This window comes from Crocosphaera watsonii WH 8501 (assembly GCF_000167195.1).
Taxonomy (GTDB): domain Bacteria; phylum Cyanobacteriota; class Cyanobacteriia; order Cyanobacteriales; family Microcystaceae; genus Crocosphaera; species Crocosphaera watsonii.
In genome coordinates this window covers 150,660-171,881 of the sequence record NZ_AADV02000002.1, presented here as the reverse complement: position 1 = coordinate 171,881, position 21,222 = coordinate 150,660, and the positions used below count along the sequence as shown (strand labels likewise).

General features: G+C 37.0%; 17 protein-coding genes and 1 pseudogene. 16 read left to right on the top strand and 2 right to left on the bottom strand.

The window, feature by feature from the left end; all coding sequences use genetic code 11:
- Positions 1–90 precede the first annotated feature (90 nt).
- The 5 genes from CWATDRAFT_RS35480 to CWATDRAFT_RS04340 all read left to right on the top strand — a co-directional run bounded on the left by CWATDRAFT_RS35480 (position 91) and on the right by CWATDRAFT_RS04340 (position 6,092).
- Positions 91–2,811, top strand: a complete 2,721-nt coding sequence (locus tag CWATDRAFT_RS35480) for a sensor domain-containing protein (protein WP_007303850.1) — start codon at positions 91–93, stop codon at positions 2,809–2,811.
- A 69-nt stretch (positions 2,812–2,880) separates the two neighbouring features.
- The gene (gene psb27 / locus CWATDRAFT_RS04355) at positions 2,881–3,285 is read left to right on the top strand and encodes a photosystem II protein Psb27 (RefSeq protein ID WP_007303849.1); all 405 of its coding nucleotides are present in this window, start codon (positions 2,881–2,883) and stop codon (positions 3,283–3,285) included.
- A 16-nt stretch (positions 3,286–3,301) separates the two neighbouring features.
- Positions 3,302–4,444 (top strand): tetratricopeptide repeat protein, encoded by a 1,143-nt coding sequence (locus CWATDRAFT_RS04350; protein ID WP_007303848.1) that lies wholly within the window; start codon positions 3,302–3,304, stop codon positions 4,442–4,444.
- A 251-nt stretch (positions 4,445–4,695) separates the two neighbouring features.
- Entirely contained in the window at positions 4,696–5,280 is a 585-nt protein-coding gene (locus CWATDRAFT_RS04345; RefSeq protein ID WP_007303847.1) for a thioredoxin family protein, read from the top strand.
- 26 nt (positions 5,281–5,306) lie between these two features.
- Complete coding sequence (locus tag CWATDRAFT_RS04340; RefSeq protein WP_007303846.1) at positions 5,307–6,092, top strand: ABC transporter permease; 786 nt, start codon at positions 5,307–5,309, stop codon at positions 6,090–6,092.
- On the opposite strand, the gene CWATDRAFT_RS04335 is transcribed toward CWATDRAFT_RS04340, so the two are convergent.
- On the bottom strand, positions 6,082–6,318 hold the full coding sequence (locus tag CWATDRAFT_RS04335; RefSeq protein ID WP_042711175.1) for a hypothetical protein: 237 nt from the start codon (positions 6,316–6,318) through the stop codon (positions 6,082–6,084). The genes CWATDRAFT_RS04340 and CWATDRAFT_RS04335 overlap by 11 nt on opposite strands.
- A gap of 342 nt (positions 6,319–6,660) precedes the next feature.
- Between CWATDRAFT_RS04335 and CWATDRAFT_RS04330 the strand changes: the two genes are divergently transcribed.
- The 3 genes from CWATDRAFT_RS04330 to CWATDRAFT_RS04320 are packed head-to-tail and all read left to right on the top strand — an operon-like array spanning position 6,661 to position 9,512.
- Positions 6,661–8,187 carry an IS5-like element ISCwa2 family transposase gene (locus tag CWATDRAFT_RS04330; protein ID WP_007303845.1) on the top strand — a complete coding sequence of 509 codons (1,527 nt, stop codon included), beginning with the start codon at positions 6,661–6,663 and terminating at the stop codon, positions 8,185–8,187.
- Positions 8,188–8,190: 3 nt separating this feature from the next.
- Positions 8,191–8,670, top strand: coding sequence for a glycosyltransferase family 2 protein (locus CWATDRAFT_RS04325; protein WP_007303844.1), 480 nt, complete (start codon positions 8,191–8,193; stop codon positions 8,668–8,670).
- Positions 8,667–9,512 carry a sulfotransferase family protein gene (locus tag CWATDRAFT_RS04320; protein ID WP_007303843.1) on the top strand — a complete coding sequence of 282 codons (846 nt, stop codon included), beginning with the start codon at positions 8,667–8,669 and terminating at the stop codon, positions 9,510–9,512. Before CWATDRAFT_RS04325 ends, CWATDRAFT_RS04320 begins: the two co-directional genes overlap by 4 nt.
- Here CWATDRAFT_RS04320 and CWATDRAFT_RS04315 read toward each other — a convergent pair.
- On the bottom strand, positions 9,493–10,620 hold the full coding sequence (locus tag CWATDRAFT_RS04315; RefSeq protein WP_007303842.1) for a THUMP domain-containing class I SAM-dependent RNA methyltransferase: 1,128 nt from the start codon (positions 10,618–10,620) through the stop codon (positions 9,493–9,495). The two genes, CWATDRAFT_RS04320 and CWATDRAFT_RS04315, sit on opposite strands and share 20 nt — an antisense overlap.
- 147 nt (positions 10,621–10,767) lie before the next feature.
- Here CWATDRAFT_RS04315 and CWATDRAFT_RS32855 point away from each other — a divergent pair, with 147 nt between their 5' ends.
- From CWATDRAFT_RS32855 to CWATDRAFT_RS04270, 8 genes and pseudogenes are all read left to right on the top strand, one after another.
- Positions 10,768–11,160, top strand: coding sequence for a hypothetical protein (locus CWATDRAFT_RS32855; RefSeq protein ID WP_232287000.1), 393 nt, complete (start codon positions 10,768–10,770; stop codon positions 11,158–11,160).
- Positions 11,161–11,364: 204 nt separating this feature from the next.
- Positions 11,365–12,852: pseudogene (locus tag CWATDRAFT_RS32850) on the top strand (IS1380-like element ISCwa5 family transposase).
- A 352-nt stretch (positions 12,853–13,204) separates the two neighbouring features.
- Entirely contained in the window at positions 13,205–14,464 is a 1,260-nt protein-coding gene (locus tag CWATDRAFT_RS04295) for an ATP-binding protein (RefSeq protein ID WP_007303839.1), read from the top strand.
- 162 nt (positions 14,465–14,626) lie between these two features.
- Positions 14,627–15,295 carry a phosphate signaling complex protein PhoU gene (gene phoU / locus CWATDRAFT_RS04290; protein ID WP_007303838.1) on the top strand — a complete coding sequence of 223 codons (669 nt, stop codon included), beginning with the start codon at positions 14,627–14,629 and terminating at the stop codon, positions 15,293–15,295.
- A gap of 220 nt (positions 15,296–15,515) precedes the next feature.
- A complete protein-coding gene (locus tag CWATDRAFT_RS04285; RefSeq protein ID WP_007303837.1) occupies positions 15,516–17,276 on the top strand; it encodes an iron uptake porin in 1,761 nt (586 codons plus the stop codon).
- Between the two features lie 666 nt (positions 17,277–17,942).
- Positions 17,943–18,146 carry a hypothetical protein gene (locus CWATDRAFT_RS04280; RefSeq protein WP_007303836.1) on the top strand — a complete coding sequence of 68 codons (204 nt, stop codon included), beginning with the start codon at positions 17,943–17,945 and terminating at the stop codon, positions 18,144–18,146.
- Complete coding sequence (locus CWATDRAFT_RS04275) at positions 18,143–19,303, top strand: FkbM family methyltransferase (RefSeq protein WP_007303835.1); 1,161 nt, start codon at positions 18,143–18,145, stop codon at positions 19,301–19,303. Before CWATDRAFT_RS04280 ends, CWATDRAFT_RS04275 begins: the two co-directional genes overlap by 4 nt.
- Before the next feature lie 86 nt (positions 19,304–19,389).
- Positions 19,390–21,177 carry a hypothetical protein gene (locus tag CWATDRAFT_RS04270; RefSeq protein ID WP_007303834.1) on the top strand — a complete coding sequence of 596 codons (1,788 nt, stop codon included), beginning with the start codon at positions 19,390–19,392 and terminating at the stop codon, positions 21,175–21,177.
- Positions 21,178–21,222: the final 45 nt, after the last annotated feature.

Genomic DNA, 21,222 nt, shown 5'->3' with positions numbered 1-21,222 from the left:
GAGGGAGCAAGGGACAAAGAGGAGTATTTCGAGGAATCCTCTTCCGAGTAAACATTATGGGAAGTATGGCCAACTTGGGTCGGTACTGATGTGGAAAAAAATTTACGCCATGCTATGGATAAACAGGTATTTAGTAGTATGGAATATGGCTATCCTAATAAGTCTACAAAAGTCATTTGCCTGGAAATTCAAACTCATCCCTTTCCAGGAGGACTGGCAATTTTTTTCCATGATATTAGCGATCGCCACCAACCCGAAAGGCAAGATCAACAAGCAGAAATAGACCTGCAAAAACAAAATCAAGAATTAGAGCAACGAATCGCCCAAAGGACGGCTCAATTATCCCAGGTTTTAGCAGAATTACATAGCACTCAAGCAACACTCAACAGCAGAGAAAACCATTATGCTCAGGCCCTTAAGTTCAGCCAAACTGGTTCTTGGGAGTTTGATGTGGTAACAGAAAAAGTATTTTGGTCAGAAGAAGTAGAAAGAATCTGGGGGATGGAACCAGGTACATTTCGGGGGGAGTTGCAACAGGTTCAAGGAGCGATTCATCCAGAAGACGTGGAACACTGGCAAAAAAATGTCCAAGATTGTCGAGAAAAGGGCAAAGAACACAGAATAGAATATCGTATTATTCACCCAGATGCTTCCATCCACTGGGTTCAAGCTTTAGGCAGTGCTGAAAAGGACGATCAAGGTAATGTTATTCGTCTCCTTGGCATAGTTATGGATATCACCGAACGTAAGCAACTGGAACTGGAACACAAAGAAACAGAGATGGCCTTACGAGAAAGTGAAGCCCTTTTTCGGAACATGGCCGATCATGCTCCAGTTATGGTCTGGGTAACAGACGAAACTGGTTATTCTACTTATGTCAGTCAAAGCTGGTACGATTTTTCTGGGCAAAAAGAGGGAACTGCTCTAGGGTTTGGTTGGTTAGACGTGATTCATCCCGATGAGAGAGAATTAGCTCGTAAACGCTTTCTAGAGTTTAATGAAAAAAGACAGCCTTTTTCTATTGATTATCGTTTTCGCCGTCGTGATGGTGTCTATTGTTGGGGTATCGATGCCGGAAAGCCTCGGTTTAGTGCCGATGGCCAGTTTAAAGGTTATATCGGTTCGGTGATGGATATTAGCGATCGCAAACGCATGGAGGAACAACTAAGGATCTTTGAATGTATTGTTGCCACCACTCAAGACATGATGGCCCTTATTGATCAAAACTACACTTATCAAATAGTCAATGATGCTTATGCGAGAAACTTCCAGAGAGCAAAAGAAGAGATCATTGGTAAGTCTGTTGTTGAGATTGTTGGGGAAGAATTTATGGATACAATCCAACCCCACCTAGATCGTTGCTTACAAGGAGAAGAAGTCAGATATGAAACTTGGTTTGATCTGGGTGAGGAACAACGTTATTATCATGCCCTATACTCCCCCTATAGAGAAGCAAATAAAGGAGTTACCTCTGCTGTGGTAAACATTCATGATATCACCCAGATCAAAGAATCAGAACAGAAGCTTTATTATCAGGCTCACCATGATACTCTCACCAATTTACCTAACCGTATGCTCATGAATACTCGTTTAGAGCAAAGTATTCAACAAGCTACTCGCAAGGGAGATAAGTTAGCAGTGGTGTTTATCGATTTGGATCGCTTTAAAAATATTAACGATAGCTTGGGACACAGGGCCGGTGACTCCTTATTAGAACAGTTAGCACAACGCCTATGTCAACAGAGACGCAAGAGTGATACCGTCGCTCGTATTAGTGGGGATGAGTTTGTGGTTATTTTAGAAGACATTAAAGATACTCAACACGCAGGGATGGTTGTGGGGAAACTGATGAGGACTTTTGAGGAACCTTTTATCATAGAAGGTCGAACTATTAAGATGACTTCTAGTATGGGGTTAAGTTTGTTTCCCGATGATGGAACAGATGTTGCTACCCTTCTACGCAATGCCGATGCTGCTATGTATCGTGCCAAGGAAGATGGCCGCAATACCTACTGTTTCTATAGGAAGGAAATGACTTCCACTGTTTTTGAATATATGTTATTGGAAAATGCCCTCCGAGAAGCCCTCAAAAAGAAGGAATTTTATTTACTCTATCAACCCCAAATTGAGATGTTGTCCCATCGTTGTCTAGGAATAGAGGCTTTATTACGTTGGCATCATCCAGAGTTAGGAGTGGTTTCTCCTGCACAGTTTATCCCCATTGCCGAGCAAAGTGGACTCATTCAAGAGATCGGCACTTGGGTGTTAACCACTGCCTGTCGACAAGCTAAAATTTGGTTAGAGCAGAAGCTCGATTTTGGTCGTATTGCTGTTAATGTGGCTGCCCCTCAAATTCAACATGGGGACTTTATCCAAGTGGTTGAAAATGTCCTCAAAACCACTGGCCTACCAGCCGCGTATTTAGAATTAGAGTTAACCGAAGGGTTATTAATGAAGCAAACAGAACAGAATATTAAGCAACTGGAAAAGTTACAAGGCATGGGTATAAAATTGACCATTGATGATTTTGGAATAGGTTATTCTTCCTTAAATTATCTGAAGAGACTACCTATTGATAAACTTAAAATTGACCAGTCTTTTATTAGGGATCTTCCCCACGACACCAATGATACGGCCATATCACAAGCGGTGATCGCTTTGGGTTATGCCCTCAATTTACAGATTATTGCCGAAGGGGTAGAAAATGAAGAACAAGCAGCATTTTTAAAAGAAAAAGGATGTCATCAGGCCCAAGGTTACTTTTTTAGTCAACCCATTCCTCCCCAACAAGTTAGTGCTTTGTTTGCCTGACTTCACTCTGTTACCCCTTCTAGGATAGGATAGGGAAAATCTAGAATTGTTTCATTGTATTAACAACTTATGTTTTTCAAATCTGCCTTATCTCGTATTCTAGCCTTAGTTTTAGTGGCTGTGGTTACTTTAACAGGATGTGGTAATAGTTCAAGCGGACTCTCTGGTAATTATAGCGAAGATACCTTAGCAGTTATCGAAACTTTAACCACTGCCCTCGATCTACCTAATGATGCTGAGAACAAGCAAGAGATCAAATCTTTAGCCAAAGAACAAATTAATGATTATATTTCTCGCTATCGACGCAATGGAGAGTCTGGAGGACTTCGTTCCTTCACCACCATGCAGACGGCATTAAATTCCCTTGCAGGTTACTATACTTCCTATGGAAATCGTCCCCTACCTGAAAAGTTGAAAAAACGCTTAAAACAGGAATTTAAGCAAGCTGAAGTGGCTATCAAACGAGGCATTTAAAATTTTTTTGTCTATAATGTTGCAAGGTTTGATTCTTCAAACCTTTTTTTACTCCCATTTAATAAAAGCTATGATTTCTAAACTTACTCTCTCTTTACTCACAACCCTTATTTTCAGCAGTATTGTTCCCCCTGTTTTGGCTTCTACTGATTTACCTTTACTTGTATCACAAACCCCTCGCGAGAAACAATTAGATGATTTATTACGCCGAGGGAGAGATCATGTAGATAAGAGAGACTATCAACGGGCGATCGCTATCTATCAACAGGCCGCCAGTTTAGACACTGATAACGCTAAAATATTTTCAGGAATCGGTTATTTACACAGTAAACAGGGTAACCATTCAGCAGCAGTAAAATATTATCAAAAAGCCCTTTCTCTTGATTCGAGTAACCCTAATTTCTATTATGCTTTAGGGGATAGCTTAGCTAATGTTGGAGATAATAATAACGCAGCTTCTGCCTATTATTATGCTATTCAACTAAACCCTAAATTTGTTAAAAGTTATATTGGTTTAGGTGTTGTTTTACTCCGCCAAGAAGATTATGAAGGGGCAGCAGAAGCTTACAAAAGAGTGATCGCCCTTGATCCAAATAATCCCGAAGCTTTTGCTATTATGGGTTCTTCTCTCTTACAACAAAAACAACTGGATCAAGCTTTACAATATTTAGGCAATGCAGTTCAACGTTTTCCCCGTGATGTAGATTTAAGATTATTATTGGCTACTGCTTATCTACAACAAGGTCAACTAGAATTAGGAAAGGAACACCTAAAAAGAGCAGAAAGAGTTGATCCCAGAAATATTAAAGTTCAGTTAAAAATTGCCCGTATTTATGAAGTTCAAGATAATCTAGATGAAGCACTGAATATCTATCGTAGCGTTTCATTTTTTAACAGAAAAAATCCAGAAGCTTTTGCAGGAGTTGGCAGAATTCAGTTGGCACAAAAAGATTATTTAGGAGCAACTATTACCTATCAAGATTTAATCGAAATTATACCTCAAAATCCAGAACCTTATTATTATTTAGGTATGGCTTTTAAAGAAAGAAATAGGAATGGAGAAGCAAAAAAAGCCCTCGATTATGCTAAAAAGCTCTATCAAGAGTACGATAACACAGAAGGAATAAAAAAGGTGGATGACTTGTTAAAACAACTATAGCACTTCTCATACTTGTGAGGTACACAGTTTTCTAGTGTTCGGAGTTCGGAGTTCGGAGTTCGGAGTTCGGAGGCTTGATATTAGGTGTACATATTGAGTCCGAGAAACGCTATATAACCCTATATAAAAGGTATAATTGTAAGTATAGCATTTTCATTGCCGAAGCAAACCTTAACCCAGTCTTCGAGACTGTGAACCTGTAAAATCAATAACTGTTGTAAATTGTCTATAATTAACTAGGAGTTATTATCATGGTAAAGACCCTTTCTACTATGTTACCTTTGGGGACAAAAACCCCTGATTTTTCTTTAGAAGATGCAGTATCAGGTAATAAGATTTCTCTCGATACCTTTACGGACAAAAAAGCTTTATTAGTAATGTTTATTTGTGTTCATTGTCCTTTCGTTAAACATCTTCAGGATGCCCTAGCAGCCGTAGGAAAAGAATATGTAGATAAAGGTTTAGGTGTTGTAGCTATTAGTTCCAACGATATCACTACTCACCCCGGTGATGCCCCTGACAAAATGAAAGAAATGGCAGCAACATTAGGTTTTAATTTTCCTTTCTGTTACGATGAAAGCCAAGAAGTTGCTAAAGCTTATACTGCTGCTTGTACTCCTGATTTTTTCTTATTTGATAGCAACAATACCTTAGTTTATCGTGGACAGTTCGATGATAGTCGTCCCGGTAATGATGTTCCTGTTACTGGAAAGGACTTAAAAGCAGCCATAGAAGAGGTTTTACTAGATAGAAAGGTTTATACTCAACAAAAGCCTAGTATCGGCTGTAACATCAAATGGAAAGCGGGTAATGAGCCCCCTTATTTTGGTGGGTAAGCTAAACAACTGGGGAGAATTATCTATTGGGTAGTGCAATTGAACTTGATTTTTTAGATTTGGGGTGGTCTTTGGCTATCATGGCTATTGCTATGGTTTTGTCCAACTGGCAACGGTTGGGCCTAGAAGGACAACTTTTTTTAGCCACGGGGCGATCGCTACTTCAACTGTTGGTGGTGGGTTATGTTATCACTGCCATCTTTGAATTAAACCATCCTATCCCTGTTCTATTCATTTTAGGGGTAATGTTAACCATTGCTACCCAAGTCTCCCGTAACCGCATTTCTCAAAAGATTAAGGGACTTTTTCCTCTGGTTTGGGTATCGTTATTGGTGAGTAGTGGTTTAACCATTAGTTATGCCCTCGCTTTGATTATCCAGCCGGAAGCTTGGTATTCTCCTCAGTATTTAATTCCCTTAACAGGCATGATACTGGGAAATGCTATGAATAGTGCTTCTTTATCGGGGGAACGTCTTATTAGCACCATCTCTCATAACCAACTTGAGGTGGAAACCTATTTATCTTTAGGGGCAACTCCTAAAGAGGCCATCGCTAGTTATCGAAAAGAAGCTATTAGAGTTAGTTTAATTCCTACCTTAAACCAAATGATGGTGGTAGGGATGGTTAGTTTACCAGGAATGTTTACCGGCCAGGTGTTAGCAGGAAACAACCCTTTAAATGCAGCCTCTTATCAAATTTTAATTTTATTTATGATTATGTTGACCAATATTTTAACCGCTATTCTGGTGACAGAAGGCGTATATCGTCGCTGTTTTAATGAACAAGCACAGTTAAAAAAATTTATTCTCTGATAACAGAGATTATCTTTTTTACTTTGCTTTTTAGCTTCGTGAAATTTGAATTTGATTGATAACTTGTAACTGGTTTAGATTTTGTAAATTGATTCAGTAATTTCTCTGATTCACCTTTCTTAATTTGTTCTAATATATCTCTCAAATTTACATAATTTAAGATATCCTCTTCTGGAGGAGGCGCAACTTTACTAGAATTTAGCCATGAAATTTCTACTTGGGGCAAACCTAAAGCTTCAAAAAGTTTATAGTAAGCCTCGTATTGGACTTTGGATAAAAAACAATTGTTAGCGTAAATTTTACGCTAAACATATCTCCAGAGCTAAAATAGAGAATTAAGGTGATTTTAAAAACTCTCTTTCCATCTTTTTAGGGAATTTTAAATATTAAATAGCTTCATTCAGTTTCGGTTCCAATATAGATATCTAAGTAGGGTTTGCTGAATAAAAGCAAAACCCTATTCTTTAAAAGGTTACACCCATATTCGCGATCGCAAAAAAGATCAGCTTTGTCGGCTACAAACCGCTATAATTGGTAGAAACACCTCCCAGTTGTTGGTCAAGAACAAATGTATCGAAAAGAGGAGCAACCTTTACCGCCCCCAGAAAAATTTGAATTACCTTTCGAGGGCAAATTGTCCCCCAATAATCGTTGGGTAATCATGGCAGAGTTGATACCTTGGGATGATTTTGAGGAAGAATATGCTAAACTTTTTTCAGCAGAAAAAGGTGCGCCGGCCAAACTATTTAGAATGGCATTAGGGACATTAATTATTAAGGAAAAATTAGGAACAAGTGATAGAGAAACTATAGAACAGATTAGAGAAAATCCCTATCTACAATACTTTATAGGTTTAAATTGTTATCAACAAGAGCCACCACTGGAATCTTCAATGCTAGTTCATTTTAGGAAAAGAATTGATGGAGAATTGATAAACAAAATCAATAAAAAAATAGTAAAAAGAGAAATAGACAAGAGTGATAAAGAAGTAAAAAAAAAGGATTGTCTCCAAGAAAAAGGAGAAAAAATAAAAAACAAAGGTAAACTAATTTTAGATGCGACTTGTACGCCAGCAGACATCAAATACCCAACGGATTTAGGCATATTAAATCAAGCCAGAATTGAGACAGAAAGAATAATAGATAATCTTTATAAACCATTAAGAGTAAAATTGAGAAAAAAGCCGAGAACTTCTAGAATAATTGCTAGAAAGGAATACTTAAAAGTAGCTAAAAAACGAAAAGTATCTTATCAAGAAAGAAGAAAAGCTATCGGGAAACAGTTAAAATACCTTAAGAAAAATTTAGGAAATATAGAAGACTTAATTCAAGCTGGGGCTTCCCTGGAAAATCTGAGTAAAAGACAGAAAAATTGTCTAGAGACTATCAAAAAAGTTTATGAACAACAACAGTCAATGTGGGAGAATAAGACCCAGAGTGTTCCTCAAAGAATTGTAAGTTTAACTCAACCGCATATTCGTCCAATAGTGAGGGGAAAAGCAGGAAAACCAATAGAGTTTGGAGCTAAACTCTCAGTAAGCTGTGTAGATAACTATGTGTTTCTAGACAAAATAAGTTGGGAAAACTTCAATGAATCTTGTCATTTTAAAGAACAAGTAGAAAAGTATAAAGAAACGTTTGGCTATTATCCCGAATCCGTCCATGTAGATAAAATTTATCGAACTAGGGAAAACAGAAATTGGTGTAAGGAAAGAGGGATAAGAATCAGTGGTCCGAAGTTAGGAAGACCTCCGAAAAATGTCAGTGAAGAAGAAAAGAAACAAGCCCACTCCGATGAATGCTTCCGTAATGCTATTGAGGGAAAGTTTGGACAAGCTAAACGAAGATTTAGCCTAAATCTCGTGATGACAAAACTCCCTGAAACCTCCATTACATCTATTGCTATTACATTTTTAGTTGTCAATCTTTCTAAACTTCTGAGGCAGTTTTTGTCGCTTTTTTTGTCCTTATTTACTAATAATAGAACAGGGGAACTCATTAAACCGCCTTTCATTAATTTTGATTATACTTTAAACAATTTTTATGTACTAAAACTTATTGATTTGTCAGAAAATTCTTGGTCAAAAGTGGCATAAATTTTGGAGAAACTTTTTCAGCAAACCCTAATTAGACAAGAGGTTATTGAGCAAATAGGTTTGATGGATGAAGGCTATTTCATGTATTTTGATGATGTTGATTATTGTCATTCTGCTAAAAATGCAGGATGGAATATTCTTCATTGGCCCTATGCTAGGGTAGTTCATCTTAGGCGTGGTAGTGGTTCAGTAAAATCTGATGTCAAAGCGCGTAAACGTCCCCGATCCTATCTATATGCGTCTCGTTCTCGCTATTTTGCTAAGTTTTATGGCATATTTGGTCTTTGGCTCGCTAATATTTGTTGGTTATTGGGAAGAAGTATTGCTTGGATACGAGAATTAATCAACAATAAACAACCCCATACTTGTGAATATCAAGAACAAGATATTTGGATGAACTGGAAAGAACCTTTACAATTACCTATTTTACCCCCTAGTAGTTATGAAAAAAACTCCCTAATTTTATTATTATTGGTGCCATGAAATGCGCTACCAGTTCCCTCCATGAACAATTAAACCAACAGCCAGGAATTTTCATGAGTGAACTGAAAGAACCTAATTTTTTTAGTAATGATGAAGAATATAATAAGGGATCAGAATGGTATTTATCCCATTTTGAAGAGGCTAATATTAATGATTTAATTGGAGAGTCTAGCACTCATTACACGAAACTCCCTACCTATCCCCATACTATTGAAAGACTACAAAAATATCTACCTGATGCTAAATTTATTTATGTTATGCGTCATCTGATTAATCGTTTAGTCTCTCAATATATTCATGAATGGAGTCAAAGGGTTATTTCTGTTGGGATTAATGAAAGTATTGACCCACATCCAGAATTGCTGGAATATAGTTTGTATACTAAACAATTACAACCCTATTTTGATACTTTTGGCCAAGAGAGAGTTTTACCTATCTTTTTTGAGAGAATGTTAACCACTCCACAAACAGAATTAGAAAGAATTTGCCGCTTTATTGGATATAAAGATAAACCCCAATGGTATCAGGAATTAAATGCTAGTAATGTTTCTAATCAACGCATGATTAAAAGTGCTTGGCGAGATGCTATTGTGGAAACACCAGGATTAAAACAATTACGACGTTTACTAATCCTTAAAAGCTTTCGCACCTGGGTAAGAAGTCTCTGGACAATTAAGAAAAAACCTGATTTAACAGCAGAAAATATTGACAGACTTACAGTTATTTTTGATGAAGATTTAGCCGTTTTAGGAAGTTGGTTAGGTGTTGATTTAACCTGTGATAATTTTCAAGAAACAGTGAAAAATTCATCTTTAGATTGGGTTAATATAACTCGTACTTAAGTAAGGTGCAAGGCAAAGAACCGTTATACACGGGAATACGTCCTGATGTTCTTAAACCAACTTTTTTGGTTAGTTCTTTGTTTCCACTTAAAACATAAGCAGTCCAACCCTTAAAACGCTGTTTAAATATATCTCCTAATAGTTTATATAATGACCCTAATTCTTCAGACTTACCTAACCGTTTACCGTAGGGAGGGTTACAGATAATGATACCATGATCCGTGGGTGCTTCAATATTTTCTAAGGCAACTTGAGTTAATTTAAGATGGTGGTTTACATCGCATTTTTTTGCGTTTATCCTTGCTTGTCTCACCATTTCAACGTTGCGATCGCTAGCAAAAATGGGCGCGTCTAATTCGTGTTTTTGTTGCTCTATTGCCTCATCTATTATTCTATCACATAATTCTGCATCAAAGTCTGACCACTGTTCAAAATTAAAACGATTTCTCGATAAACCGGGGGCAATATTTAAGCTTTTTAAGGCAGCTTCAATGGGTAAAATTCCTGAGCCACACATGGGGTCTAAAAAAGGAATATCAGGGGTCCAGTTTGCCATTTCTAATAGGGCAGCAGCTAAGCTTTCTTTTAGAGGTGCATCCCCCATTGCTGGCCGATATCCTCTTCTATGTAAACTTTCTCCAGAACTATCTAAACTAAGGATACATTGATGATCATAAATATGAGCATTGATTAATATGTCGGGATCTTTGACATCAATATTTGAGCGTCTATTATAACGATCTCTTTGTTGATCAACTATGGCATTTTTAATCTGTAAGGCGGTAAAATGGCTATGGTTTAATTCTTGATTTTTTCCTGTACAATTAATAGCAAAGGTTTGATCAATTTGTAAATGTTCAGCCCAATTTATTTTTTTTACATTTTTATATAATTCTTCTGCATTTTTACTATTAATAGTGTTAATAGGAACTAAAACACGGAAAATAATTCTTGACCAGATATTAACTTTATATAATAAAGCTTTATCTCCTTCAAAATAAACCCCTGTAAAGTCAGGATTAACATTTTTTGCTCCTAAATTTTCTAACTCTTTAGCAGCAATTTCTTCTAAACCTCTGGCAACGGTAGCAAAATATTGATTCGTCATTAATAATAATAATTGTTTGGATTTGATTGTTAGATATAGTAGATTGGAATAGTTAGTCGAGGTATTAAAACTGAGCGTATTCGAAATTTTAATTTGTAGATGATTTTTGGGAACTCTTATGGTAGTAGGGATAAACAATGATCAATTATGTTACAAAAGACAACAAAATTATTTTTAACAACTGTGGCAGCGATCGCCACGATAAACACCATTGAACTACCACAAGCACCTAACACCTCTCATAGTTGGTTAAAACCTCAACAGGAAGTACAAGCAAGAAGCAGTGGGGGACGCAGTGGAGGGGGATCATTCAAGAAGGGTTCCTCTGGTTCGAGTAGTCGTTCTTCTTCTGGAAGTTCTAGCAGTTCATCGGGATCAGGATCTAGCAGGGGTTCCTCAACTCCTAGTCGTTCCCATAATAATTCTTCTACATACTATAACAATTCCCGTAACTATTCTACTTCTACAACCTATTATACCCGAATTTCTCACAAAATCCGCGATCGCCAAACACGGAAGCCTTACAGGAAGTGGGTTTGAACAGAGCGATCGCAGATTTCCCCAACCAACAGTCTGTTGTCAGATTTTAAGTTAAAATCAACCCGAATTAGACAAAGATGAAAAGATAAATCAATCACTCATTTTTCCAAAAAAATTATTAATAAAATCTCTAATAGTACTAGATTGTTAGAATAAAATATGCTATAATTTAATTATTAAAGCAATTTACCTTAAACTGATTTAATGAGTCCCAGTCATCCCCGAACCCCTCGTCAAGTAATCAACTTTAGTAAACAGAAAGGAAAAGAAATAATCGCTAATTTTGATGGGGGACTAATCACTTCAGATGCGGGGATTGTCTGGATAGCTGAGTTGGATAAAAAACTGGGAATTACGGAGAAGTTTGGTAACTGTTTTCAAGATCATCGTCATCAATCTTATGTAGATCATTCCGTTCATGAGTTATTAGCACAAAGGCTTTATGGAATTATTTTAGGCTATGAAGATGTCAATGACCATGATAAATTACGTCACGATCCTGCCCTTAAGATCGCTTTAGAAAAGCTTAATGAACTTGAAGATAAAAAGGGATGGTTAGCTGGAAAAAGTACAATTAATAGATTGGAATATTGTCCTGAGACTATTCTCGACCAAAAAACGAGTCGTTATCATAAAATAGAACCCAACTTTGAAGCCATTGAAAAATCTTTTGTCGAATTTTTTTTTTAGAGTCTTATAAAAAACCTCCCTTAAGTATTATATTAGATATGGATGTCACGGATGACCAAGTACATGGTAATCAAGAAGGGCCATTTTTTAATAGTTATTATCACGGAGTATGTTATGCTCCTTTATATATTTTCTGTGGGCATCATTTATTAGTTGCTAAACTTCGTTCATCTAATGTAGATCCAGCCGATGGAGCCTTAGACGAATTACAAAGAATTATCGGACTAATTAGAGAAAAATGGTCAGAGACTCATATCCTAGTTAGGGGTGATAGTGCCTATGCCCGTGAAGAAATCTTCTATTTTTGTGAAAATCAGCCTTTAGTTGATTATGTTATAGCTATGGGAATAAATGGCGTTCTTAAGTTACGAGCGGATGATGTAATTGAAAAAGCCAAACATGAATATGAAAAAAAACTAGCTCCAATAACTGAATTAATGGATAGTTTATTTCAGAAAAAAGAAGATTTAGAAGAAGTTAAAAAATTAGTACCAATTTCTACTTGGTATCGCTCTATTCGTTATAAAACAGAAAAGTCATGGAGTTGTCAAAGAAGAGTAGTGACAAAAGTTTGTTATGGAAGTGATGGCTTAAAAATGCGCCATGTGGTGACATCTTTGCCCGCTTCAAAAATTCCACCCTCAAAACTTTATACAAAAAAATACTGTCCGAGAGGCGAGATGGAAAATCGGATTAAAGAACAACAATTAGACTTGTTAGCTGATAGAACTTCAACTCAAACATTTCAAAGTAATAAACTAAGATTATGGATACATTCCTGGGCTTATGTTCTCATAAATGCTTTTCGTCAACACTGTTTAAAAAAAAACTTCATTGGCTAAAGCAACTGTGGGAAGAATACGTCTAAATCTTCTTAAGTTGGGAGCCAGAATAAAGATTAGTTGTAGAAGAATTATTATCGCTATAGCTAGTGCTTGTCCTTATCAAGATATTTTGTCTATTGCTAACAAAAGAATTAAAACTATTCCTAATACTGGATAAGTAGAATAAGTTGTTTTTCAAAAAAGATATCTATCATAAGTTGTTGACTGACTGATACTTTCATTTAGTCTTATTTATCGTGGAGAAAATCAAAAGTTAATATAATTATTCCCTCTTAAACTCAATTTTTGGATAATCAAAGTCAATTTTTTTATTCATCTATATTCAAAATTTCTATTAGTCCTAAAAATTATCATTTTTCATCTCTGGATTGGGCTTTCAAATTAATTTGTGAGAAATCCGGGGTCACCCCGTCACTCAGTTAAGCCAAATTTTGATACACTCAATTGAAAACTGCTGTCAAACCCCCTGTGTAATTTTGTACTCTTTTATTCTTGGCTTTCTCTTAGGGATGATGATTCTAATTTGGAGCCGTTATCACCTAAAAGCTCAATTAAAGAACGTTTTAACCTTCTGTCCTGATACACAAGATTTATTGGGAGCTTTACCAGTAATAACTCTAATTAAGAGGGAAATTGGCTATATTAAAGAACAATACCACAAACAACAACAAGAATTAGCATTAAAACAGGAGATTTTAGAGATCGCCCCCATTGCTTATTTACGGGTAGATCAAGAAAATCAGTTACTATGGTGTAATCAACAAGCTCAGCACTTATTGCAAATTGATCGCTGGCAACCTGGACAAGTTCGTTTATTACTGGAGTTAGTTCGTTCCTATGAATTGGATCAACTAATCGAACAAACTCGGCAAACTCAAAGTCTTCAAGTGAATGAGTGGACATTCTACCCCACCAATTACGTACCAGAAGGACATCAAAACCAGAATTACCCAAAAAATAACCTAAATAGCAGTTCTGTAGCTTTAAAAGGCTTTGCTTATCCCTTACCTCAAGGACAAGTTGTTGTCTATCTTCATAACCAACAACCCCTAGTGGAGTTATCCCGTTCTCGTGATCGTGCTTTATCCGATCTCACCCATGAGTTACGCACTCCTTTAACATCAATTTCCCTGATTTCTGAGTGGTTAGAAAGACGTTTAGCAGATCCCGAAGGCCGTCGAGCAAAGCAAATGGGACAAGAAACCCAGCGTCTGATTAATTTAGTTGAAGATTGGTTAGAATTGAGTCAAATACAAGACAATCCTTACCAAAATTTACGCTTAGAACTATTAGAATTAAACGATATACTATTGGTAGCCTGGGAAGTAGTAGAACCCCTTGCCCAAGAAAAACAAATCAATTTAAGGATTTCTGGAGCAAAAACATTACAATTTAGCGGCGATCGCTCTCGTTTAATTCAAGTTTTTATTAATCTTCTTGATAATAGTATTAAACATAGTCCTAATAACAGTGAAATTCTTGTCAATCTCCGAGATAATCAAGATGAGCAAACCAGAGAAATTAGTATTCTCGATCAAGGAACAGGTTTTTTAGATAAGGATCTACCCCATATTTTTAATCGTTTATATCGTGGGGATACCTCTCGCACCCGACAAGGAGTAGATGATCAATCTGTCAGATCAGGAAGCGGTTTAGGACTAGCGATTGTCCAAGAAATTATCGAAGCTCACGGGGGAACAATCACAGCTAAAAATCATCCTGATACAGGAGGGGCTTGGATAGAAATTATGTTAACCAAAACCCCTTAAAGTGTTAGTGATTTCTTAACTTCTTGCTGTTAAAGTATATAATCTGACAATAAATTTATGTTGCAAATTGTTGTAACTTGCAGAGAAAAAAGACTATGGTAGATATAGGTCTAAATTAAATTTTTAATCAAGTAGTATTAGGTATAGGTTAAAAATAGTGTTGTGAATGTCTCTTACCCAGAAAATTATCCAGAAAATACGTATTTTCAACGTTGTTTGAAACGACTCGAACAAGAAGTTTTGCGCATGGGAACCTTAGTAGAAGAATCTTTCCGACTCAGTCATCAAGCTTTGTTTGAAAGAGATATTGATGCTGCCCACAAAATTGCTATTCTCGATAAAAAAATTGACCGTTACTATCGTAAAATCGAACTAGACTGTGCGACATTAATGACCCTACAATCTCCTGTTGCTCAAGATTTACGTCTTCTGAGTGCTTTTATGCAATTAGTCAGAGATTTAGAGCGGATTGGAGATTATGCCAAAGATTTAGGGGAAATTTCCGTTAAATTATTTGCCTACGAACCCCACGATTGTATGGACGATATTGCCATGATGTCTAATCATGCTCAAATGATGTTGGCTACCAGTTTAGTGGCTTTGGCAGACTTAGATGCCGGTGCCGGCCAACGGGTGAAAAAGTTAGACGATACCGTGGATGATGCTTACGAGGAACTCTATCATCATTTAGCTTATCAGCACAGTATTCCAGGGGTAATTGAGCCATTTTTACTCCTTGCTCTGATGATTCGTCATCTAGAAAGAATGGCTGATCACGCTACTAATATTGCTCAGCGTGTCTCCTATATTGTTACCGGCCATCGGGGGTGAGTGGGGAGTGTGGAGCAGGGGGAGCAGGGGGAGTGTGAGCATCCTGCTCACTAACGTTAATGCGGATAGAGAAAGGATAGAGAAAAATTCAGGAAAATAATAATAAAAGATGATGATTTGACAATCTTCTCTTAACTAACCATTAGATTAGTATTAATAGCCGAAATTGTTCCCAAAACATCAATTAGGCTTATTAGTTTTAGGCGTGAGGAACGCAAAAGTGCGGAAATTATTCTCCCAATGTCTCAAAATGACATCCGGTGTAGCAGTCTTATCGATGATCGCTGCTCAAAGTGCGATCGCTGTTCCCGATGAAAGCCAACTAAACCAAACTCAAGGGGAGATCATTTCCCCTGAAGAAGCTTTAGGGGTATTACAAAATCGTCCAACCCTCAACACTCCTTTAAACCGAGACACCAGTAAACAGTTTTGGGATAACACCAGTGGGGATGGAATGTCCCAAGTTACCAATATTTCTGAGTTAAGAGACGTTTCCCCTACAGACTGGGCCTACGAAGCTTTAAGGAGTTTAGTAGAGCGTTATGGTTGTATTGTGGGCTATCCCGATCGCACCTTCCGAGGCAACCGCGCTACGTCTCGTTGGGAGTTTGCTGCCGGTTTAAACGCTTGTTTAAACACCATCGAACGGTTATTACAGGAAAATGTCGCCGTTTTACGGGAAGATATCGAAAAATTAAAGCGGTTGGCCCAAGAATTTGAACAAGAGTTAATGGCCCTAAAATCACGGGTGGATAACTTAGAATCACGGGTTGCTTTCCTCGAAGATCATCAGTTTTCTACCACCACTAAACTAGGAGGGGAAGTCTTGTTTACCTTCTCCTCTGCATCTGGAGAACGGGCGATCGATTCTCGTCAACGGGATGCTATCTTTAACTTTGGGGCAGACGGACGCAGAGCAACCCGAAGACCTGATGATAATGCCACTTTAGCCTTCCGGACTCGACTCAATTTTGACAGTAGTTTCTACGGAAAAGACCGTTTAAGGGTTCGTGTTCAAACTGGAACCATTCCCCGATGGGATCGGGCAATGGGAACCACCATGGCCCGTTTAGGACACGATGCGTCTAATGATGCTGATGTGGAATTAAATGATGTTTACTATCGCTTCCCCATCGGTAAGTTCCGTGGTTGGGTAGGAACCAATGCCTTAGATATTGACAACATTTTTGATGTAGGTAACCCATTCTTAGCTAGTTCTGGAAGCGGTGCTTTGTCCCGTTTCATCCGTCGTAACCCCTTACTATTCCGTGGACCGGAAGGGATCGGTGCTGGTGCGGAATACAAGTTCTGGGACGATGTTTTTGTAGTCAGGGGTCTTTACCTAGCAGATAACGGAAATAGCCCCGACTTAGGGGAAGGTTTATTTAACGGTTCCTATAGTACAGGGGGTCAGTTAAGTATTTATCCCACTGATAGTTTAGACATCAGTTTTACCTATGTGTTTTCCCACTTCACTGAGGATGATGTTAATACTTCCTCTAGTAATGGTAGCCGTGTGGCTAGTGATCCCTTCTTTGACGTAGCCACTAATCGAGATAGTTACGGTATAACAGGAGATTGGCGTATTAATGATACGTTCCATTTATACGCTACTGGTGCCTATGCTTTAGCCCGCGCTCAAGGTGTTGCTAACCCGGCTAATGGAGAAGATCGCCGTGGTTTAGGGGCTGATTTATGGACTTGGACAGCTATTTTGTCTGCTGTGGATATCTTTAAGGAAGGTGCTGTATTTTCTGTTGGTGGTGGACAATACGTTACTGCTGAACGGGTTGAAACCCTTCCTGGAGATTTACAGTCTATTGACAGAGATACTCCTTATATCATCGAGGCTCAGTATAAGTATCCTCTTGCAGATGGTATCTTATTAACCCCTGGTTTCTACACTGTGATCAACCCTGAAGGGGATGAAGATAACAATACTATTTGGGTTGGGGTTTTACGGACTACCTTTAAGTTCTAATTTAATTTCAAAAAATTAGAGTTAAGAACGTAGAAGTAATAGTTGATTTTACCTTCTACGTTTTTTTATTAAGAGAATTAAATAAATAAATAGGTAGATAGTATGCAAGTCATTTTAGTTTCTACTATTCAAAAGTTAAAATCTTGAATTTCCCTAGTTTGTAGTTAGTCCTAATAGATGATAAAGATAGTCCTCATGATGGCTAAAGCCTTCACTACGAACTTTTCTATTGAGGTGATAACTGATAACTGCCTTCTCAGGGAACTTTTGGCAATGAGTCAACGTCAGCAACATCATTGACCTCTATTTTAGATTATATTTTCTATGACGAAAAGCCGATAATCTTAGGTTAGTTATCATAAACTAAGTTAAGGTTAAACATTCAACTCACTGACTTCCGATAAAATAAGTTGACAAACCCTTAAATTGTGCTTAGTATTTTACGGATGCCATCATTAGCCTTAAACCAAGAATTAATTGATTCTGTCAACCAAGGCGAAACTATAAAAAAGTGATTAATTAGTATCTTATGAAAGTCCTGATTGCTGATTTCGATTTATTTAGTAAGGTTGGCGGTGGTCAAACCTTTTATCGCAGTAATCAAAAGTTCTAGAGTATTTCAAAGGAATTGAAACCTTATTACAAGCTTATCGTTCTTTAGATTGGATGCCTAAATTATCTCGATTTCCCCCGTTAAGCAGAGTTCTACAAACTCGGAAGTTAGCCAAACAAATCGAACAAGAACATTTAGCAACCTGGGATGAAGAAAAAAGCTTAGGATTAAAGCCAGATTATCGTATTTTTAACGATAATTGTCACGAACAACACGCATTTTTATGGTTAACTAAATTGGAGAAAACTGAATCATGAAACAACTGAAAGAATGGTTAAAAGCAAAACTAAGTAAAGGTTTAGCCCCAGAAATTGATCAACAATTAGGACTCAATCAGAAACTAGAAGAAGTACGAATGTATGGTATTTCTCCCTGGTATCAGGGCAACTTCTGGGAACCTCCTGTACAATTAGCCTTGAGAGACTTATGCCGTCCTGGTGATGTAGTTTTTGATGTGGGTGCTAACTTTGGAGGTTTAAGCACCGTTATGTCTCGAATGGTGGGACCTAAAGGGGTGGTTTGTTCCTTTGAAGCTAGTCCCCGTATTGTTGATAAATGTCAGCGTAATATTGTCCTTAGTGGGTGTAGTAATGTGCAGTTATTTCATGCGGCAGTCTATTACAAATCCTACAGTAAAGTTCCCATTTATTTAGGCAGTCATCTCAACGATAGCATCTACGCAGAACAATCAACAGGAACTCAAGGTTATGAGGTTTCAACTATTGCTCTAGATGATTTTGTTGAACATATCAAATTAGTTCCTAATCTAGTTAAAATGGACATCGAAGGGGCAGAATTTGATGCCGTTAAAGGAATGTCCAAAACCATCGAATCGGCCAAGCCCCATTTAATTTTAGAAACCCAGCCAGAAGATACTCGTTGTTTAGATTTCTTATTAGAGAAAGGGTATATTTCTATTGATTTGAATACCTATCAAACCATCGAAAATGCCCAAGATTATCCCCCAGGAGTCGCTATCCGCAACAATCTTTATATCCATCAAGAACGTTTATCAGAAGTACCTTACAATCCCCCTTTTAGCTTCCGAGAAGGAACCACCCTAGATGCTTCTAATTTTTATAGCAAAGAAAACGGTTCTATTGGGTTAAAAACACCTTTAATTTTGGATAAAGGACGCTACTTAATCGATGTTGTTTTTACGGCACAGGGAACCGATAATGACTTAACTTGTGGGGTTAAAGTAGGGGATAAACCTATTTTTCGTTACCACGCTTATAGTAATTTATTGGCTTCTAGTTATCGTGATTGGGTGATTCATCTTTCTGAGACATCAAAAATAGACCTTTATTTCGACTTTCTTCATGAAACCTTTGACGATACTTTGTCAGTCCAAGGAGCAAGAATTATTGAGATTAGCGACTTCAAAAACTTGCCCACTAATCTTTATATATAGTATTTGATTCTAGCACTAAGTATAAACTTTAAGCTGGATTAGAAATTAATTCTAATCCAGAGTATATAAACTAAAATTTCAAAATTATGTTTATTCCTCTGATTAGTTTCGTGTTCGGCATCATCATTTTAACTACATCATCCCTGGTATATGTTGCTGTGCCAGCCCTCAAAAATATTCCGTTTATTTTTGGACTAAGAGAACAAAAAATAACACTTCTTGGTTTAGTCTTAATTTCCCTAGCATTAATGTTGGGAATAGTTGGTTATTTCGGATATATTGACGGCTCACTATTACGAAAAATTAGAGCTTTTTTAGGAATAGGAGGACTACTGAGTATAACATTTCCTATTTTACAAAATAACAAAAACACTAACCATTTTCTATCCAAGATAGTTTCTCAGTTAACCCTGAAAATATTGTTAACAGTCGGTTCTATTACTATACTATTTTCTATTTTTCAGATTAGCTTTTTTGATGGTAACTATGGGGGAGATGCCTATATGTATCATCTTCCTTTTGCTGCTAGGATTTGGGGTATTATCTCCCCCGAACAATATACTTTTGAATACAATTTAGAACATCGTCTCAAGGGATTTCCCCTATTAGCCAACTTTTTACAAGGACTTTTTTGGAAAATATTTCAAAGACCAGAAGCAACCAATTTACTCGCTTTTTTTAGTCTAATTACTATCATCTCTTATCTAAAGTTTTATCTAAAAATACCCTTTTATTTGGCTACTCTCTCCTTGTTAGCTGTGCCGATGGTTCATATGCACGCAGCTAGAAGTTATATTGACTTACCGGGGAATGTTTGTGTTTCTATTTTAATTTTGACAACTTATCTACTGTATGTTAATAAGATTTCCTTAAATAACAAAACGTTTCTCCTTATTATCGCTTCAGCAGCAGGAGCGGCACATATTAAATTTCAATTAATTCCTGTGGTTTGTTTAATTTTGCTGACAGTTTTGCCACAAGTAATTTTGAAATACGGTCAAACAGAAAATGAAAAAATTAATAGTCCTCGTGCAATTAAGAGTTTCTTGTTATGTTTATTAGCAAGTTTATTGATTTTTGCGACTCCAATCAAAAATATCATTGTTTATCAAAATCCATTTTATCCCGTTAAAGTTGAGATTGCTGGCATAGTTCTCAATCATAACGAAGCTGCTCCTAATTTCATGCACGAAAATATAAGAAAGCTTCCTCCACATCTACGCTGGGGAAGGTCGGTATTGGAAATTAATGCTTTTGATGATAGAAGACCTTGGCCTTGGACTTTAGCTATGGACTTTATTTCGTGGGATGAAGAAAGATTTGGTATCGGTGGTTATTTTGGCGGTTATGTCCTAGTTAACCTCTGTTTATTTATTTATTTGTGCATCAGAAACTTCAATGCTCAGGCTAAAGTCGCTATGATTTTAATGTTGATTATGACAGCATTAACACCATTGATGCCTCAAGCTTATGAACTTCGATACTATATGTATTGGATGATAGTTTTTGTTTCTCTAAATTGTTATTTACTGTGTCATAATCTAGACTTATTACCCGATAAACGAATTCTTAAACCACAATATTTTGCCTTAGTTGCAGCAGCTTTTATGTTTATTTTTATGGAGAAAACAAATTACTTTTTTAGCAAGCCTTCCTTTTCTCCCTTATCAGATTATATCGAGCCTAATGTGTCTCAAGAAGTGCTGGCAAAGATAAAAGATGGTGAGTCTGTTTGCTTAGTTGGTGAAGGACCTCATACTTTTTTCTATAGTTCTTATTTCCATCCTCCTCGCAATTATTCTCTTCAAGGAGAGTTTGATATAAGTCCTGAATATGTTGCGGAGAAATGTCAAGGGAGAAAAATTTTAAAATAATAGGTAGTTTACTGATTTTTTCTGTTTTCTTAGCCAAAAATCTTA

Excerpts from the sequence above, each read along its gene's own strand:
- psb27 (WP_007303849.1), top strand. The coding sequence starts at position 2,881 with ATGTTTTTCAAATCTGCCTTATCTCGTATTCTAGCCTTAGTTTTAGTG.
- CWATDRAFT_RS04295 (WP_007303839.1), top strand. The coding sequence starts at position 13,205 with ATGATGATTCTAATTTGGAGCCGTTATCACCTAAAAGCTCAATTAAAG.
- CWATDRAFT_RS04280 (WP_007303836.1), top strand. The coding sequence starts at position 17,943 with ATGCCTAAATTATCTCGATTTCCCCCGTTAAGCAGAGTTCTACAAACT.
- CWATDRAFT_RS04275 (WP_007303835.1), top strand. The coding sequence starts at position 18,143 with ATGAAACAACTGAAAGAATGGTTAAAAGCAAAACTAAGTAAAGGTTTA.
- CWATDRAFT_RS04330 (WP_007303845.1), top strand. The coding sequence starts at position 6,661 with ATGTATCGAAAAGAGGAGCAACCTTTACCGCCCCCAGAAAAATTTGAA.
- CWATDRAFT_RS04315 (WP_007303842.1), bottom strand. The coding sequence starts at position 10,620 with ATGACGAATCAATATTTTGCTACCGTTGCCAGAGGTTTAGAAGAAATT.
- CWATDRAFT_RS04320 (WP_007303843.1), top strand. The coding sequence starts at position 8,667 with ATGAAATGCGCTACCAGTTCCCTCCATGAACAATTAAACCAACAGCCA.
- CWATDRAFT_RS04350 (WP_007303848.1), top strand. The coding sequence starts at position 3,302 with ATGTTGCAAGGTTTGATTCTTCAAACCTTTTTTTACTCCCATTTAATA.
- CWATDRAFT_RS04345 (WP_007303847.1), top strand. The coding sequence starts at position 4,696 with ATGGTAAAGACCCTTTCTACTATGTTACCTTTGGGGACAAAAACCCCT.
- CWATDRAFT_RS04270 (WP_007303834.1), top strand. The coding sequence starts at position 19,390 with ATGTTTATTCCTCTGATTAGTTTCGTGTTCGGCATCATCATTTTAACT.
- CWATDRAFT_RS32855 (WP_232287000.1), top strand. The coding sequence starts at position 10,768 with ATGTTACAAAAGACAACAAAATTATTTTTAACAACTGTGGCAGCGATC.